Here is a 16,314-nt window from a genome sequence, read left to right as displayed (position 1 = left end):
GGGTAGGCGACGGTTTTCGAGGAGAGCGGCGCGGTGTCCACGCCGGACAATGGCCGATCCGGTGACGAGCTGTGCCCGGATGTTCGCCGAGGCCGGGAGGTCAGCCGAGGCCGGGCATGTCCCGGAGCTGACGGCGCGAGGTGATCCCGAGCTTGCGGAAGATGTTGCGCAGGTGGGCGTCCACCGTCCGCGGGCTGAGGAACAGCCGGGTGGCCACCTCCTTGGTGGTCGCGCCGGCCGCGACCTCGCGCGCGATGTGCGTCTCCTGCATGGTCAGCTGGTCGTAGGTGTGCCCGGACCGGCTGCGGGCCACCTCACCGGTCGCGCGCAGTTCGCCCGCCGCCCGCTGGGCGAACGCCTCCATCCCGATCTCCGAGCACCGCTCGTGCGCGGTGCGCAGCTGTTCACGGGCCTCGCGACGGCGGCCCTCCCGGCGCAGCCATTCGCCGTACCGCAGGTGCGCCCGCGCGAGGTGCGGGGTGAGCGTGCTGCCGGCCAGAATCCCGATGGACTCCCGGTAGTCGTCCTCCGCCTCGCTGACCAGCGCCCGCGCGCCCGCCGCCACGCCGCGCGCGAACGTGGTCCCGGCGGGTCCGGTGTGCTCGGTCAGCGACTCCAGCGCCGAGGCCGCGGCGGCGGGCTCCCCGCAGCGGACCGCGGCCTCCACCAGCTCGGGCAGCGTGATGCCGGTGAGGAAGATGTCGCCGGCCGCGACTGTCCGGGTGGCCTCCGCCAGCGCGGCCGGGTAGTCGCCCAAACCGTTGTACAGCACCGCTTTCGCCCAGCCGAGGTTCGTGATCAGCTGACCGGTGCCCCGGCTGGCCGCGTCGGCGGACAGGTCGAGCACCTCCTGACGGCGGCCGCGCATCGCGGCCAGGTGCACCCGCGGGTACAGCTGCGGCCGGTCGCCGAGGGCGTCGGCGATCGCCTCCTCCTCGGCCGTCGCGGCGATCGCCCGCCCGAAGTCCCCGGTGAACACCGCCTGCACCGCCACCTGGGAGAGCCCGAGCCGGACGGTCATCGGCGACCCGGTGTCCTGCCCGGTCCGCACCAGCCAGTCGACGATCGTCGCGTGCAGGTCGAGGTCCCACAGTTCCCCGGCGAGCACCGTCGCCAGCGCCGGTGCCTGCGGCCAGCCGGGATCCTCGCCGGTGAGGGCCAGCCGGAGCGCGGGCACCCCGGTGCGGTGCCCCTCGGTGTGCCACCGCACCAGCGCGTCGAGCAGATCCGGTTCGCGGGTGGCCGGCGGCGCCGAGCGGGCCGCGTCGAGCACCCGGTCCAGTACCCCGGCCGCCCGCCCGACGACGAGCGCCATCTCCAGCGCGGCCAGGAAACACTCGCGCGACCGCGCCGGGTCGGTGGCCGCGAGCCGCTGGGCCGCCCGCAGGATGAGCTCGGGCCCGCGGACCGTGGCGTCCGCGCCCTGCACGAAGGCGAGCCGCCCGCGCAGCAGGTCCACCGACGCGTGCCGGTGCTCGTCGAGCTGCTCGGTGTCGATGCTGGCCAGCAGGTCCGCGGCGGTGTCCGTCCGGCCCGCGTCGAGCGTCGCCCGCGCGGCCGCGAGCGTGCGTTCGACCTGCTTGTCCGGGTCGAGCGACAACGCCGCCGCGCGTTCCAGGAAGGCGGCGGCAGCCGCGACCCCGCCCCGTGCCTGCGCGCGCGAGGCCGACGACTCCAGCTCGGCCGCGAGGAGCTCGTCCGGTCCGGTGGCGGCCTGCGCGCGGTGCCAGGCGCGCCGGTCCGGCGCGGCGGCCGGGTCGGTGGCCTCGGCCAGCGCCCGGTGCGCACGCCGGCGCAGCTCCGGCTCGGCCGCGCGGTAGGCGGCCGAGCGGGCCAGCGGGTGACAGAACCGCGCGCGGGTGTCGAACCGCGCGAGCCCCGACGCCTCGACGGCGGCGGTCGCGGCGGGCACGTCGATGTCCAGGTCCCGCACGGCCGTCCACAGTAGACCCGGGTCGCCGGTGGGGTCGGCGCTGGCGAGGACCAGCAGCCGCCGCGCGTCGGGCGGCAGCCCGGCCATCCGGCTCTGGAAACTCCGCTCGATCCGGCCGGTGACCGGTGACGGCGTCGGCAGCGCGAAGCCGCCCGCCTTCGGCAGCTCGATCAGGGCCAGCGGGTTTCCGCGTGCCTCGGCGAGCAGCCGGTCACGCACCCGCTCGTCGAGCGTGTCGGTCTTTTCCCCGGCGAGCAGGGCCCGCGCGTCCGCTTCGGCGAGGCCGCCGATCGTGAGCCCCGGCAGCTCGTCCAGCCCGCGGACGGCGTCCTGGTCGCGTGCGGCGAACACGATCGCGATCGGTTCCGCGGCGACGCGCCTGGCCAGGAACGTCAGTGCCCGCACCGAGGCCGCGTCCATCCAGTGCGCGTCGTCGACGAGGCACAGCAGCGGATGGTCCGCCGCCGAGGCGGCGAGCAGGTCGAGCGCGGCGAGGCCGACGCGGAAGGGATCGGGTGTGCCCTCGGCCAGCCCGAACGCGATCATGAGGGAGTCGCGGTAGGGCGCCGACAGCGTGTCGAGGTGGGCCAGCGCCGGGACACACAGCTGGTGCAGCGCCGCGAACGGCAGCTCGCCCTCGAACTCCGAGCCGGACGCGCGGACGATCCGGAACTCCGGCGGCGCGGTGTGCTCGACGTGGTCCAGCAGCGTGCTCTTGCCGATGCCCGGCTCGCCGCGGAGGACGAGCACCCCGCCCTCGCCCCGCCCCGCCGCGCCGACGAGCGCGCGCAGACGCTCGATCTCGTCCTTCCGGCCGATGAGCGACATGATGCGGCCATTATGGCGGACACCGTCACCGGGCGGCGATTAGGTGATGGTCACCGAGGCGAACGAGGGGGCGTCCGCGCGATCGTCGTGGCATGACGAACGACGACACGGACGGCGGGGTACCGGCCCGCGCGCCGATACCCCGCGGGGTCGCGATGGCCGGGCTGGCCACCGCCATGTTCCTGGTCATCCTCGACGCCACGATGGTGAACATCGCCGGATCCGCGATCCGCGCGAGCCTCGGGCTCACCGCCGCCGAACTCGCCATCGTCGTGGGGAGCTACCTGGTGGCCTTCGCCGGACTGCTGCTGCTCGGCGGCAGGCTCGCCGACGTGCTCGGCGCCAGGAAGGCGTTCCTGGGCGGGATGGCGCTCTATCTCACCGCGACGGCACTGTGCGCGCTCGCCACCGGCGGCGCGATGCTGATCGCCACCCGGATCGCGCAGGGGATCGGCGCCGCGGTGGTGATCCCGTCCGCGCTCTCGCTGGTGCTGTTCCTCCACCCGGAGCCGGCGGAGCGCACCCGGGCGACCGGTGTCTGGGGCGCGATCGCGGGGATCGGCAGTCTCCTCGGCGTGGTGCTCGGGGGAACACTGACCGAGCTGCTGGGCTGGCAGGCGGTGTTCCTGGCCCCGATCCCGTTCGGCGTCGCCGGCGCGCTCGTCGTGTGGCGCGCGGTGCCGCCGGTTCCCGGCAGGCCCGGCCGGTTCGACGTGCTCGGCGCCGTCACGATCACCGTCGGCGTCTCCGGCCTGGCGCTGGGCATGGTCTCCGCTCCCGGCGCGGGCTGGGCCGCGCCCACCACCCTGCTCGGTCTCGGGCTCGGGCTCGCCGCGCTGGTGGCGTTCGTGGCCGTGGAACGGCGGTCGGCGCGTCCGCTGGTCCCGCTCGGCGTCTTCCGCAGGCGGCCGGTCGTCACCGCGAACCTGGTGATGCTGCTGGGCGGCGGCACCCTGGCGAGCCTGTTCTTCTTCCTGCCCCAGTACCAGGTCGAGGTGCTCGGGATGAACGCGGCGGCGGCCGGGGCCGCCCAGCTCCCGCTCGCCGGGATGATCATCGTCGGCAGCGTCGGCTCGCCGATGCTGGCGAAGCGGATCGGGCTGACCCGCGCGCAGCCGGTCGCCCTCGCCGTCCTGCTCGCCGGATTCCTGTGGCTGGCACTGGACCAGACCGCCGACGGCTTCTCGGTCAGCCTGCTGTGCGCGTTCGTGCTCATCGGTACCGGCCTCGGCCTCAGCGTCGTCAACGCCACCGCGATGGCGGTGCGCGACAGCGCGGAGGGGGAGGCGGGCCTGCTCAGCGGGCTGGTCAACGCCGCGCAGCAGCTGGGCGGCGCGGTCGTGCTCGCCGCCCTCACCGGGGTCGCCATCGGCGCCGCGGGAACGAGCGGGGACATCTCGTTCACGACCGCGTTCGCCGGTGAGGCCGCGCTCGTCCTCGTCGCCCTCACGATTTCCCTCGTCTCCGCCACCCGTGCCCGCCCGGCTCCCGCCGTCGCGGGCGCCCGCTGAACCTGTTCACCGGAAAGGAAAACCCACCATGAACACCACTCCCACCGTCCTCGTGACCGGCGCGACCGGAACCGTCGGCTCCGCGCTGGTGCCCGCCCTGCTGGAACGCGGCGTCGCGGTCCGCGCGATGACCCGCGACGCCGGTCGCGTCATCCCCGGCGCGGAAACCGTCGTCGCCGACCTGAAGGACCCCGAGTCGGTCACCGCCGCGCTGAAGGGCGTCGACGCGGCCTTCCTCAACAGCCCGTCGGCCGAGGACGCCGCCGCCACGCAGATCCGGTTCGCCGACCTCGCCCGTGACGCCGGTGTCCGCGAGCTCGTGGTGCTGTCGCAGTACGCCGCGCGGGCCGACTCGCCGGTGCGGTTCCTGCGCTGGCACGCCGAGGTCGAGGCGCACGTCCGGGGGCTCGGGATCGAGTACACCGTGCTGCGTCCCAACCTCTACCTGCAGGCGCTGCTCGCCTTCGGTGGCACCATCGCGCAGGGCTGGTTCGCCGCGCCGGTCGGCGACGCCGCGGTCAGCGTCATCGACACCAGGGACATCGCCGAATCCGCTGCCGCCGTGCTGACCGGCACCGGGCACCACGGCCGCACCTACACGCTGACCGGGCCCCGCGCCGTGACCCACCACCAGATCGCGCGGGCCATCGGCGCGGCCACCGGGCGGGAGGTCGCCTTCCACGACGTGTCCGCCGAGCAGTTTTCCGCCGCGCTGAAGGGAATCCTCCCGCCGTGGCAGATCGGCGGCCTCGTCGAGGACTACGCCCACTACGCCAGGGGCGAGGCCGCCGAGGTGCACTCCGCCGTCGCCGACCTCACCGGCCACCCCGCCCGCGATCTGGACGAGTTCGTCCGCGACTACGCCGCCGCGTTCACGCCCTCGGCGTGAATCCCTTGCCAGGAAAGGAAAATCCGATGATCTACCACTGCATCCGGTTCACCCTCAAGCCCGGCGTCACCGAGGAGGAGAAGGCCGCCGGGATCGCGCGGATGCGCGGGCACCGGGACGCCATCCCGGCCATCAGGGCTCGCGTGTTCGGCCCCGACTTCGGCGGGGAGTTCGACTACGGCGCGGTGACCGTGCTCGAAGACCTCGCGGGCTACGAGGAGTACATGAACCACCCGGCGCACCTCGCGATGGACCGGGCCGGGCTGCCGCTGGTCGAGAAGTTCGTCTCCTACGACATCACCGACGATCCGGACCCGGAGGCCGGCGCGAAGATCGCCGAGATCCATCGGCGCCGGTTCGAGGCCGTGCCCGACGTCGCCGGCCTCGTCTCCGATCTCGGCGAGTACACCGGCAGCGCCGCGCCGGGCCCGCACGCGAAGTAGGCGTCCGATGTCCCGCGGCCCCGCCCTTGAAGAGTTGCATAATTAAGAAACTGCCAACATGATAGATTCTCCGAGTCTTGACGGGTCCGGATGAGGGGACGTGCCGATGGGAAGCCAGTTCGTCAGCGAGCTGCGCCGGGGGATCGGGGAGGCGCAGGACGCGGCGGTCGCCGCGACCGAGGCCGGGCACCCGTACGAGGCGTACCTGCACCGCGCGCGGCTCGCGGAGCTGCTGCGCCTCGCCGGCCAGCACGACGTCGACACCAGCGCGCTGGTGCTGCCCACGGTGCGCGCGGCGCTCGACGACGATCAGTCGGCCCTCGGTCGGTGACGATCCGCGTGTCTCGAACGCTCCGTTGGGGACGTTGCCTGGAACTTCGGGGGACGAGCGCCCCAATGTGGCGTTCGGTGCGTTGGACGCACCGAACGCCACATTGGGGCGCATGACCACCGCACAGCCCGAACGCGCAGGGCATCGTGGGCTATCGACGCGTTCGGGACGTGTCCGTGGGTCATTCGTGATCTGAAAGACCGGTGTCGTGCACCCGTCCGGTTTGGGGGATGTGAAAGGGTCGTGATGTGAGTAACAGGGCCGGGTAGCCGACTTTCGCTTGACGCTCCGCCACCGTGCGCGACTATCGTGCTGCGCTAAGCATTTGCTTAGCCACCGGGAGGCCCTGGATGCCCGACGCAGCGACCCCGCGAGGAGCCGGAATGGTGATCGGAGTCCTGAAGGAAGCCCGGCCGGGCGAGACCCGGGTGGCCGCCACCCCGGAGACGGTGGGCAAACTCCGCAAGCTGGGCTACGAGGTGATCGTGGAACCGGGCGCCGGGCTGGCGTCGGGGTTCTTCGACGAGGCGTACACCGAGGCGGGCGCCGGGATCGGCGCCGTCACCGACGCGGACATCGTGTTCGGGGTGAACGCCCCCTCGGCCGAGCAGCTGGCGGCGGTGAAGCCGGGCGCGACAGTGGTCAGCCTGCTGGCCCCGGCGCTGAACGCCGAACTGGTCGAGGATCTGGCGAAGCGGCCGATCACGGCGCTGGCGATGGACGCGGTACCGCGGATCAGCCGGGCGCAGTCGCTGGACGTGCTGTCCTCGATGGCCAACATCGCGGGATACCGGGCGGTGGTGGAGGCGGCGCACACCTTCGGCCGGTTCTTCACCGGTCAGGTGACCGCGGCGGGCAAGGTGGCCCCGGCGAAGGTGCTGGTCGTCGGCGCGGGGGTGGCCGGGCTGGCGGCGATCGGCGCGGCGGGCTCGCTGGGCGCGATCGTGCGGGCGACCGACCCGCGTCCGGAGGTGGCCGACCAGGTGAAGAGCCTCGGCGGGGAGTACCTGTCCATCGAGGACCCGGAGGCCGAGGTCTCCGCCACCGGGTACGCCAAGGAAATGGGCGACGACTACAAGGCACGCGAGGCGAAGCTGTACGCCACGCAGTGCCAGGACGTCGACATCATCGTCACCACCGCGCTCATCCCCGGCAGGCCCGCGCCCCGGATCATCACCGCGGAGATGGTCGCGTCGATGAAGCCGGGCTCGGTGATCGTGGACATGGCCGCGGCCAACGGCGGCAACGTCGAGGGCTCGGTGGCGGGGGAGAAGATCGTCACCGGCAACGGCGTGACGATCCTCGGCTACACCGATCTCGCGGGCCGGTTGCCCGCGCAGGCGTCGCAGCTCTACGGCACCAACCTGGTGAACCTGCTGAAGCTGATGACGCCGGAGAAGGACGGCAGGCTGGTCGTCGACTTCGACGACGTCGTGATCCGCTCGATGACCGTCGTCAAGGACGGCGAGCTGACCTGGCCGCCACCGCCGGTCAAGGTCTCGGCCGCGCCCGCGGCGCCCGTCGCGGCACCCGCGGCGAAGGAGGAGACCGCCAAGCGGCCGATGACGGCGGGCCGACGGCTCGGGCTGGTGCTGGGCCTGGCGGCGGTGTTCCTGCTGCTGGCGGCGCTGGCCCCGGCGGCGCTGCTGCCGCATCTGACGGTGTTCGCGCTGGCGATCGTGATCGGGTACTACGTGATCGGCCACGTGCACCACGCGCTGCACACCCCGTTGATGTCGGTGACGAACGCGATCTCCGGGATCATCGTGGTCGGCGCCCTGCTGAACCTGGTCAGCGGCAACACGGTGGTCGTGGTGCTCGCCGCGGTGGCGACGCTGCTGGCGACCATCAACATCTTCGGTGGTTTCGCGGTGACACGCCGGATGCTCGCCATGTTCTCCCGCAGCTGACCCGAGAGGCCTTGACATGACTGTGCACACCGCGAGCCAGGCCGCCTACATCGTCGCCGGGCTGCTGTTCATCCTCGCGCTGGCCGGGCTGTCCCGGCACGAGACGGCGCGGGTCGGGAACTACTTCGGCATCACCGGGATGGCGGTCGCGCTGGTCGCGACCATCACCCAGGCCGTGACGGGCGAGATCACCGGCACTTCGGTCGCGCTGCTGATCATCGCGATGGTGATCGGCGCCGGGATCGGGCTGCGGCGGGCGGCCGTGGTCGAGATGACCGGGATGCCCGAGCTGATCGCCCTGCTGCACTCGTTCGTCGGTCTCGCCGCGGTGCTGGTGGGCTGGAACGGCTATCTCCAGGTCGAAAGCGAACCCGCCGGGGGCGAGGCGCTGCACCTCGACTCGCTCGGCACGCTGGGGATCCACCACGCCGAGGTGGTCATCGGCGTGTTCATCGGGGCGGTGACCTTCACCGGCTCGATCGTGGCGAACCTGAAGCTGTCGGCGAAGATCAAGTCCGCGCCGCTGATGCTGCCCGGCAAGAACCTCCTCAACCTCGGCGCGGTGGTCCTGTTCGTCGCGCTGACCGCGTGGTTCGTGGCGAGTCCGCAGTTGTGGCTGCTGATCGTGGTGACGGTGCTGGCGCTGGCGCTGGGCTGGCACCTGGTCGCCTCGATCGGCGGCGGGGACATGCCGGTGGTCGTGTCGATGCTGAACTCCTACTCCGGCTGGGCCGCGGCGGCGTCCGGGTTCCTGCTGGAGAACGACCTGCTGATCATCACCGGCGCGCTGGTCGGTTCCTCCGGTGCGTACCTGTCCTACATCATGTGCAAGGCGATGAACCGGTCGTTCATCTCCGTGATCGCCGGCGGTTTCGGCATCGAGGCCGGCCCGGGCGGGGACAAGGACTACGGCGAGCACCGGGAAATCACCGCGGAGGGTGCGGCGGAACTGCTGACCGGTGCCTCGCGGGTGATCATCACGCCGGGCTACGGGATGGCGGTGGCGCAGGCGCAGTACGGGGTGGCGGAGCTGACCCGGAAGCTGCGGGACCGGGGCGTCGAGGTGCGGTTCGGCATCCACCCGGTGGCAGGCAGGCTGCCCGGCCACATGAACGTGCTGCTTGCCGAGGCCAAGGTGCCCTACGACATCGTGCTCGAACTGGACGAGATCAACGACGACTTCGCCGAGACCGACGTCGTGCTGGTGATCGGCGCGAACGACACGGTGAACCCGGCCGCGACCGAGGACCCGGGCAGCCCGATCGCCGGGATGCCCGTGCTCACCGTGTGGGAGGCGGAGAACGTGGTCGTGTTCAAGCGTTCCATGGCCTCGGGCTACGCCGGGGTGCAGAATCCGCTGTTCTTCCGGGAAAACTCCGCGATGCTCTTCGGGGACGCGAAGGACCGGGTCGGCGACATCCTCGCCGCCCTCTGAGACCGCGCGGGCGCCACGATGTGTCCACAAAGGACACATCGCGGTCGTGCGGACGGCACGGTGGCGGAGGGCTAGCAGCCCGGGGCCTGGGGGAGCGGGCCGGTTTCGCGGATCCGGTCCACCACCGCCCGCACCTGGGCGGTGTCGTATCCGGCGAAGGATCGCCGGAGCGTTTCGAGACACCGGCGGGCACGGACGGAATCGACGGTCTCGGCGAGGGTGAGCGCGGTGTGCGCCAGCTCGACGGCACCGTCGAGCTCGCCGATGGCGAGGCGTGCCTCGGCCAGCCAGGCGGAATACAGCAGCCGTTCGCGCCGCCGGTGCTCGCCCAGCCGCGCCAGGCCGCTCGCCAGCAGTTCCTCGGCGCGGCGGAAGTGCCCCAGCTTCAGCCACGCCCGTCCGGTGTCGGCGAGCAGCACCCCGGGGCCGAACCAGCGGAGCCAGCCGGGAGTCCCCGCGCCCGCCGGTGTGGCCGCCGCCTCGGCCGCCGCGGCGTCGCAAGCGCTTTCCTCCCCGAGCTGGGCGTGGGCGAGGGCCTGCCGGATCGCCAGTAGCGCGCGGAGCGCGTCACTCGCGGTTTCCTCGACCCCCGTGCGGGCGATCGCGAGCAGGCGAAGCGCGTCCTGCGGCCGGCCGTACCAGGTCAGGTGATCGGCCAGCCACGAGAGGACGTAGGCGCCGAGCTGGCGGTCACGGGCCAGCGCGGCCGTCCGGAGCGCGGTGAGCTCGTAGTGCTGCCCCTCGGCGTAACGGCCCTGGTCGGTCAGCAGCCAGCCGACGTTGTGCGCGAGTTCCGCGGCCGTCGTGTAGAGCAGCCGGCCCGTCACCGTGTCGTAGGAGCCCTCGTCGAGCAGGTGCGCCACCCAGCGCAGGTCGTGGTTGTTCCAGTCCGCCAGCAACAGCCCGTGCTGGGTGCGTTCGAGCTCGCGCAACTGCGCCAGCCGGGGCGCCAGCACCCCGGCCAGCCGGGGGGTGACCCGCGTGCCCTGGTTGCGCGGCCGGGCCTGCTGCCCGTCCGCGGCCAGCCAGTCGACCGCGATCGAGACCAGCGTGCCGCCGGTGTGGTGTACCGGCTTGCCCCTGGCGCCCTGCCCGAGCCTGCGGAGCGCGCGGATGACCTGCTCCTGGGTCCAGGGCGTCTCGGCGGGGTCATGGGCGCCGAAGGTGTCCCGGTCGCCTCGCCCCGGCCAGATCTGGTTCACCTCGATCGTGCGGCCGATTTTCCGCGAGAGAATCGCGGCGACGAATTCCGGCAACTGTCCCCGGGGGAACGATCCCTTCAACCAGCCGTACGGGGTTTTCGCGCTCACGGTACGGGGTCCGTGTTCCCTGTTGAGTTCTCGGGCGAGCCGTTCCGGCGACCACTGCAACTTATCCAGATAGGTGCCCAAATAGGCCTTCTGTGTCACGCTTTCCTCCCCCAAACGCCGTGCCCCGCGCCCCGGCTCGGACCGGCGCGCGAGCATGATCCAGATTGTCACAGGCCGGTGCCGCGGCGTGATCCGCCCGTCGGTTTGGACCTGATCGGAGCAATCCGGCGTTTCCGTCGGTCCGGTATTCGCCGATCGGTTGAGGTATATGTGCTGATTTCGTTGTGTCGGGCGTATTCCCGGCCGCGGATCGGAGGCTTCCGGATGGGGCGATTGGTGACGCCGCGACGAATTCCGGCGGCGCCGCGGCCAGGGACGGCCGGGGACACCGAGAAGCACGTGCTTACACTGTCGTGGTGCGCACGATCCGGTGCCGCGCGGCCCGGTCGTGGGAAGGGGACGCAAACCGATGACCCTTCGGCAGTACGAGTACGCGCTGGCCGTCGCCGAGCAGGGCTCGGTGACCGCGGCGGCGGAACTGCTGCACGTCGCCCAGCCGTCGGTGTCCCAGCAGATCCGCGGGCTGGAGCGGGAACTCGGCGTGCAGTTGTTCGCCCGCACGCCCACCGGGCTGGTGCCCACCGTGGTCGGCCGCGCGTTCCTGCGGGAGGCGGAGATCGCGGTGAACGCGGCGCGGCGGGCGCGGGCCACGGCGCGGGCCGGTGCCGACGAACTGGTGGGTGAGCTGCTGGTCGCGGCGCAGCTGGGCCTGGGCACGCGGCAGCTGCCGAGCGCGCTGGCCGAGCTGCGCCGCCGCTTCCCCCGGCTGGAGGTCACCGTGTTCGAGGAGCCGAACCCCGCCGAGCTGGAGCGGATGGGCCGCCGGGGCGTGCTGGATCTCGTCCTGGCGGCCAAGACGTGCGAGGAGGGCTCCGCCGAGGCGTATCACCTCGGGGACGAGGAGTTCGTCGTGGTGCTGGGCGAGGGGCACCGGCTGCTCGCCGCGGACCGGGTCGAACTGCGTGAGCTGGCGGGGGAGCCGTGGGTCCGGTTCGACCGCGACAGCGCGCTCGACGGTGTCCTGCGGGACGTGCTGCGGGACCACGAGCTGACCCCGGCCACGGCCGCCCGCGTGTCCCAGGCGGCGACGGCCGTGCGCTGGGCCGCGCACGGGCTGGGGGTGACCCTCGTCCCGGCGTCCGCGGTGCCGCCCGGGTACGAGCACCTCGCGCGCCCGACGTTCCCGGTCGTCTCCCAGCGCGTTCTGGTCGCGCTCCGGATCGGCGCGGGCCCGGCCGAGCGGGCCCTGCTCGACCTCCTGCGGCAGGAGACCTGGCACAAGTCCGCTTCCTTCGCGCCCGGTGCGCTGACGGCCGCGAAGGAAGCGGGCGCCGCCTGAGCCCCGCTCAGAGCTGGGTGGCGCCGCCGTCCACGACGAGCTCGGCACCGGTGGTGTACGTGGCGTCGAAGGCGAGGAACGCGACCGCCCTGGCGATCTCGCCGGGGGTGCCGAGCCTGCCCATGGGATTCTCCGCGGCCCGCTCCGCGACGAACCGCTCGGCCTCCGCTTCGGGCATCGTGGTCCCCAGGATCCCGGTGTCGACGGGACCGGGACTGATCGCGTTGACCCGGATGCCGCGCGGAAGCAGTTCGCCGGCGAGCGTCCTGGCCATCGATCGCAGCGCCGCCTTGCTCGCCGAGTAGACGCCGGTCGCCGGCAGGCTGGTGACGTTCGCGGTGGAGGTGGTGAGGACGACACCGGCGCCGGTGCTCAGCAGCGGGGCGAGTTTCCGCACGGTGAAGTAGGCGCCCTTGGCGTTGATCGCGAACATTTCGTCGTAGAACTGTTCGGTCGTCGATGCGAAGGGCATGGTGGCCGCGATCCCGGCGTTGACGAACAGTGCCTCGACGGTGCCGAGTTCGTCCCGCGCCCGCTCGGCCAGTGTGTCCAGATCGGACAGTGCGGCGACGTCGCCGCGGACGGCCACCGCGTTTCCGCCGAGCCGCTCCAGCGCGGTGTCGAGGGTGGCCTGGGAACGGCCGGTGATCAGGACCCGCGCCCCGCCGTCCGCCAGCAGTTTCGCGGTCGCGAATCCGATGCCGCTGCCGCCGCCGGTGATCACCACGTTCTTGCCGCGGTAGTTGTCCATGACAGGGTTCTTCCGTTTCTTTGTTTCGCCGGGAATGGTTTTCGGAACGGCCCGGTGTCAGCGGTGGAATTCGCCGCCGTCGACGACCAGGCCGCTCCCGGTCAGCCAGCTCGCCCTTTCGGAGACGAGGAACAACACCGCGTTCGCGATGTCGTCGGGCAGGCCGTCACGCCCCAGCGGCACGGCGGACACGGCGGTGTCGCCGGGCTCCGGTGCCCCGGCCAGGCGGGCCCACTCCTCGCGGGTCGCCTCGCCGCCGGGGGTGGCGGTCCGGCCGGGCGTCACGATGTTGACCCGGACACCGGACGGCGCCAGTTCCAGCGCCAGGCCCCGGCTGTAGTTCTCCAGCGCCGCCTTCGCCGCCGTGTAGTGCAGGAAGGGGGCCACCGGGGTGGGGACCGCGGCCGAGGAGACGTGCACGATCGCCCCGGAGCCCTGTTCCCGCATCCCCGGCGTGAGCAGCGCGTCCAGCCGGACCGAGGCCAGCAGGTTCAGGTCGAGCGCGTCCTGCCACTCCTGGTCGGGAATGTCCGCGCTGCCCGGGTGCGGCCGCGCCCCGCCCGCGTTGTGGACCAGGATGTCCACCCCGCCGAGCGTTTCCCGCGCGGCGTCGGCGAGCGCCCGCGTCCCGGCCGCTGTCCGGACGTCGGCCGCCACGAAGGTGGCGCCCTCCGGCACCGTGCCGGTGGCCGACCTGGCGGTCGCGACGACCTCCGCGCCCGCGGCGAGGAGCTGACGGACGACGGCCGCGCCGATACCGCGGGAACCACCGGTGACCAGCGCCCGCTTTCCGGCGAGTTCTTGTGCTCCGTGTTCGGTCGTGGTCATGCCATCGGTCCTTTCGGTCGTGGTTTTTCCGCTCGAAAAGGGAATGAGGCGCGTGGATCCTTCGGGAGAAAAGGGCGCCTGTTCGAGCTGTTTTCACCGTACGTCCGGGAAAGAACCAGAGGCAAAGACGAAATGTGAGTAGCTGCCATAGGGGACTCCTATGGCGGTGGAACGGGATTCCCAGTCTCTGAAGGCCACCTTGAGGGACTCCAGGTCTCTCAAGGTGGCCTTCAGAGGCCTTTCGCCGACGTGGCGCCGAGGGCCCGGTTCACCCAGCGGCCCACCGGCAGCGCCACGACGATCGTGGCCAGCGCCAGGTGCACGGCCATGAACGCCACCGCGGCCGGCACGCTCGGCGGCCCGCCGAGGAACACGATCATGTGCGACGCCCACTTCAGCTCGGCCGGTCTCGTGCCCGCCGACCAGACGGTGTTGAGCGCCCAGAAGGTCAGGTCGTTCACGCCCGAGATGACCACCAGGATCGCGGCGACGCCGGTCTTGAGCACGTTCGCCGTCCGGCCGCCGCCGAGCCGGTAGGCCAGCAGCGCGAACAGCACGATGAACGTCGTGATGAACAGCTCGAACTGGTAGACCGGGCCGAACGCGTCGTCGTTGGTCGCCGACTCCCGCGCGAACGCCTGGACCCGCATCACCAGCTCGGTGTCCAAATAGGACATGTAGACGAACACCGCGAACACGATCAGCGCCGGCCCGAACTTCCCGCGCGGGAACAGCGAAACCGTGAGCACCGCGAAGACGAACGGGCACAGCTTGAACGCCCAGTCGCCGAGGTTGTCCAGCGTCTGGTCCGGCGGCAGGATCACCATGATCAGCAGCGTGGTCACCACGGCGGGGACGGCCGCCACCAGCCACAGCCACCGCCGCCGCCGGTACAGCGCGGCGACCCACCCCGGGGCCGCTGCGGTCGTCGTCATTCTTCTTCCTCCAGTAGCGGTTTCTCCACCCAGAACGGGCCGAGGGCCAGCGCGTCGACATCGGTCTTGAGGTAGCAGGCGATCGCGTCGGCCGGGCTGGCGACGATCGGCTCGTTGTTGTCGTTGAACGAGGTGTTGACCACCATCGGCACCCCGGTGAGCCGCTCGAACTCGCTGATCATCCGCCAGTACAGCGGATTGTCCTCCTCGCTCACCGTCTGCACGCGCGCGGTCCCGTCGACGTGGGTGATCGCCGGGACCTCGTCCCGCTTGTCCGGCAGTACGTCGAACACCAGCAGCATCACCGGCGACGGGTAGCCGCTCGCGAAGTAGTCCCCGGCGCGTTCGGCGAGGCAGGACGGGGCGAACGGGCGGAACGCCTCGCGGTGCTTGACCTTCTCGTTCATCCGGGTCTTCGAGTCCGGATCGCGCGGGTCGGCCACGAGCGACCGGTTCCCCAGCGCCCGCGGCCCGCATTCCATCCGGCCCTGCACCCAGCCGACGATCCGGCCCTCGGCCACCTTGGCGGCGGTGTGCGCGGCGATGTCCTCGACACGGGTGTACTCGACACCGGCGTCCTGCAGGGCCAGCTCCATCTCGGCCTCGGTGTAGTCCGGGCCGGTGTAGGTGAAGCCGTCCCGCGGTCGCGGCCTGCGGTACTTGCCGACCGACACCTCCAGCGCGGCGCCGAGCGCGCAGCCGTCGTCGGCGGCCGCGGGCTGGGCGAAGAAGTCCTCGAACGGGGTTTCCAGCAGGATCCGCCCGTTCATCACGCTGTTCAGTGCGACGCCGCCCGCGACGCAGAGCCGCTTCGAACCGGTCTCGCGCTGGAGCCAGCGTGCCAGGTGCAGGCCCGCCTCCTCAAGGGTCACCTGCAACGCGTAGGCGATGTCGCGATAGTGCTGCGGCACCGGATTGTCCGCCGTGACACGGGTTTTCGGCCGGGCCGGGCCGAAGGTGTCGGTGAACTTCTTCGCCATCACGTGCTTGCCGGTGCGGTGGTGGCCGAACCAGCTCAGGTCGAGTTCGAACCCGCCGTCGTCGTCGAGGTGGATCAGCTGCTTGAACGCCTCGACGTAGGTGTCCTCGCCGAACGGCGCGAGGCCCATGATCTTGCCCTCGTCGCGGGTCGGGTAGAAGCCGAGGTAGCCGGTGACCCCGGCGTACATCGCGCCGAGCGAGTGCGGGAACTTGATCCGCCGCAGGTCGGCGATCCGGTTTCCCCTGCCGTGCGCGAGATAGGTCGCGGTGCCGTCGCTGCCGATGCCGTCGAAGGTCAGCACGGCGGACTCGTCCCACGGCGAGATGAAGTACCCGCTGGCCGCGTGCGCGCGGTGGTGGTCGACGAGGTGGACCTTGAACTTCGTCGGCCCGGTGAACTCGGCGGCCTCCTTGACGTCCTTCTCCAGGGTGTAGGACCGCTTGATGTGCGCCAGCACGGCGCCGCCGACGTGGTAGTCGTCGCTGCCGCTCCCGCCGCCGGTACGGAAGGTGTCGACCATCCCGGCCGATCTGCCGCCCTCGTCGCCGTTGCGGTTCCGGAACACGTCGAGCGTGCCGGGGAAGTAGCGGGCGAACACCTTGCCCGCGTGGATCGCCTCCTTCCAGCGCTGCCAGTAGTAGGCGACGTGGTCGACGTCGGCGAGCGTGATCCCGCCGCGCTCCAGGCAGAACCGGATGGCGTGGGCCGGGAAACCGCCGTCGTGCTTGACGCGCGTGAAGCGTTCCTCCTCGGCGAACGCGACGATCTCGCCGTCGCGCACCAGCGCCGCGGCCGAGTCGTGGACCCTGCTGATGCCCAGTACGTACAT

13 protein-coding genes are annotated in these 16,314 nt (G+C 71.9%); 7 read left to right on the top strand and 6 right to left on the bottom strand.

The genetic code is table 11. The features are described from left to right. Positions 1 to 100: 100 nt before the first annotated feature. The gene (locus tag ABD987_RS28560; protein ID WP_345400499.1) at positions 101 to 2,761 is read right to left on the bottom strand and encodes a helix-turn-helix transcriptional regulator; all 2,661 of its coding nucleotides are present in this window, start codon (positions 2,759 to 2,761) and stop codon (positions 101 to 103) included. Positions 2,762 to 2,853: 92 nt separating this feature from the next. Between ABD987_RS28560 and ABD987_RS28555 the strand changes: the two genes are divergently transcribed. From ABD987_RS28555 to pntB, 6 genes are all read left to right on the top strand, one after another. Further along, on the top strand, positions 2,854 to 4,272 hold the full coding sequence (locus ABD987_RS28555; protein ID WP_345400496.1) for an MFS transporter: 1,419 nt from the start codon (positions 2,854 to 2,856) through the stop codon (positions 4,270 to 4,272). A gap of 28 nt (positions 4,273 to 4,300) precedes the next feature. After that, positions 4,301 to 5,161 (top strand): SDR family oxidoreductase, encoded by an 861-nt coding sequence (locus ABD987_RS28550; protein WP_345400493.1) that lies wholly within the window; start codon positions 4,301 to 4,303, stop codon positions 5,159 to 5,161. Positions 5,162 to 5,187: 26 nt separating this feature from the next. Continuing rightward, a complete protein-coding gene (locus ABD987_RS28545; RefSeq protein ID WP_345400490.1) occupies positions 5,188 to 5,604 on the top strand; it encodes a Dabb family protein in 417 nt (138 codons plus the stop codon). Positions 5,605 to 5,710: 106 nt separating this feature from the next. Next, positions 5,711 to 5,935 carry a hypothetical protein gene (locus tag ABD987_RS28540; RefSeq protein ID WP_345400487.1) on the top strand — a complete coding sequence of 75 codons (225 nt, stop codon included), beginning with the start codon at positions 5,711 to 5,713 and terminating at the stop codon, positions 5,933 to 5,935. Between the two features lie 383 nt (positions 5,936 to 6,318). Next, the gene (locus tag ABD987_RS28535; RefSeq protein WP_345400484.1) at positions 6,319 to 7,845 is read left to right on the top strand and encodes a Re/Si-specific NAD(P)(+) transhydrogenase subunit alpha; all 1,527 of its coding nucleotides are present in this window, start codon (positions 6,319 to 6,321) and stop codon (positions 7,843 to 7,845) included. Between the two features lie 16 nt (positions 7,846 to 7,861). Further along, a complete protein-coding gene (pntB, locus tag ABD987_RS28530) occupies positions 7,862 to 9,280 on the top strand; it encodes a Re/Si-specific NAD(P)(+) transhydrogenase subunit beta (protein WP_345400481.1) in 1,419 nt (472 codons plus the stop codon). A 71-nt stretch (positions 9,281 to 9,351) separates the two neighbouring features. Here the strand turns inward: pntB and ABD987_RS28525 are convergent, their stop codons facing one another. Continuing rightward, positions 9,352 to 10,746: an NsdA family TPR-like regulatory protein gene (locus ABD987_RS28525; protein WP_486303887.1), complete on the bottom strand. Its 1,395-nt coding sequence runs from the start codon at positions 10,744 to 10,746 to the stop codon at positions 9,352 to 9,354. Positions 10,747 to 11,059: 313 nt separating this feature from the next. On the opposite strand from ABD987_RS28525, the gene ABD987_RS28520 reads away from it, so the two are divergent. After that, a complete protein-coding gene (locus ABD987_RS28520) occupies positions 11,060 to 11,989 on the top strand; it encodes a LysR family transcriptional regulator (RefSeq protein ID WP_345400475.1) in 930 nt (309 codons plus the stop codon). A 7-nt stretch (positions 11,990 to 11,996) separates the two neighbouring features. On the opposite strand, the gene ABD987_RS28515 is transcribed toward ABD987_RS28520, so the two are convergent. From ABD987_RS28515 to ABD987_RS28500, 4 genes are all read right to left on the bottom strand, one after another. Next, on the bottom strand, positions 11,997 to 12,740 hold the full coding sequence (locus ABD987_RS28515) for an SDR family oxidoreductase (protein WP_345400472.1): 744 nt from the start codon (positions 12,738 to 12,740) through the stop codon (positions 11,997 to 11,999). 57 nt (positions 12,741 to 12,797) lie between these two features. Continuing rightward, positions 12,798 to 13,568, bottom strand: coding sequence for an SDR family oxidoreductase (locus tag ABD987_RS28510; protein WP_345400469.1), 771 nt, complete (start codon positions 13,566 to 13,568; stop codon positions 12,798 to 12,800). 230 nt (positions 13,569 to 13,798) lie between these two features. Beyond that, entirely contained in the window at positions 13,799 to 14,503 is a 705-nt protein-coding gene (locus ABD987_RS28505; RefSeq protein WP_345400466.1) for a hypothetical protein, read from the bottom strand. Next, positions 14,500 to 16,314, bottom strand: a complete 1,815-nt coding sequence (locus tag ABD987_RS28500; RefSeq protein ID WP_345400463.1) for a carbamoyltransferase family protein — start codon at positions 16,312 to 16,314, stop codon at positions 14,500 to 14,502. Before ABD987_RS28500 ends, ABD987_RS28505 begins: the two co-directional genes overlap by 4 nt.

The sequence above is a fragment of the Amycolatopsis samaneae genome (genome assembly GCF_039541975.1).
Classification (GTDB): domain Bacteria; phylum Actinomycetota; class Actinomycetes; order Mycobacteriales; family Pseudonocardiaceae; genus Amycolatopsis; species Amycolatopsis samaneae.
The sequence above is the reverse complement of the archived record's forward strand: the minus strand, read 5'-3'. Positions and strand labels throughout refer to the sequence as shown.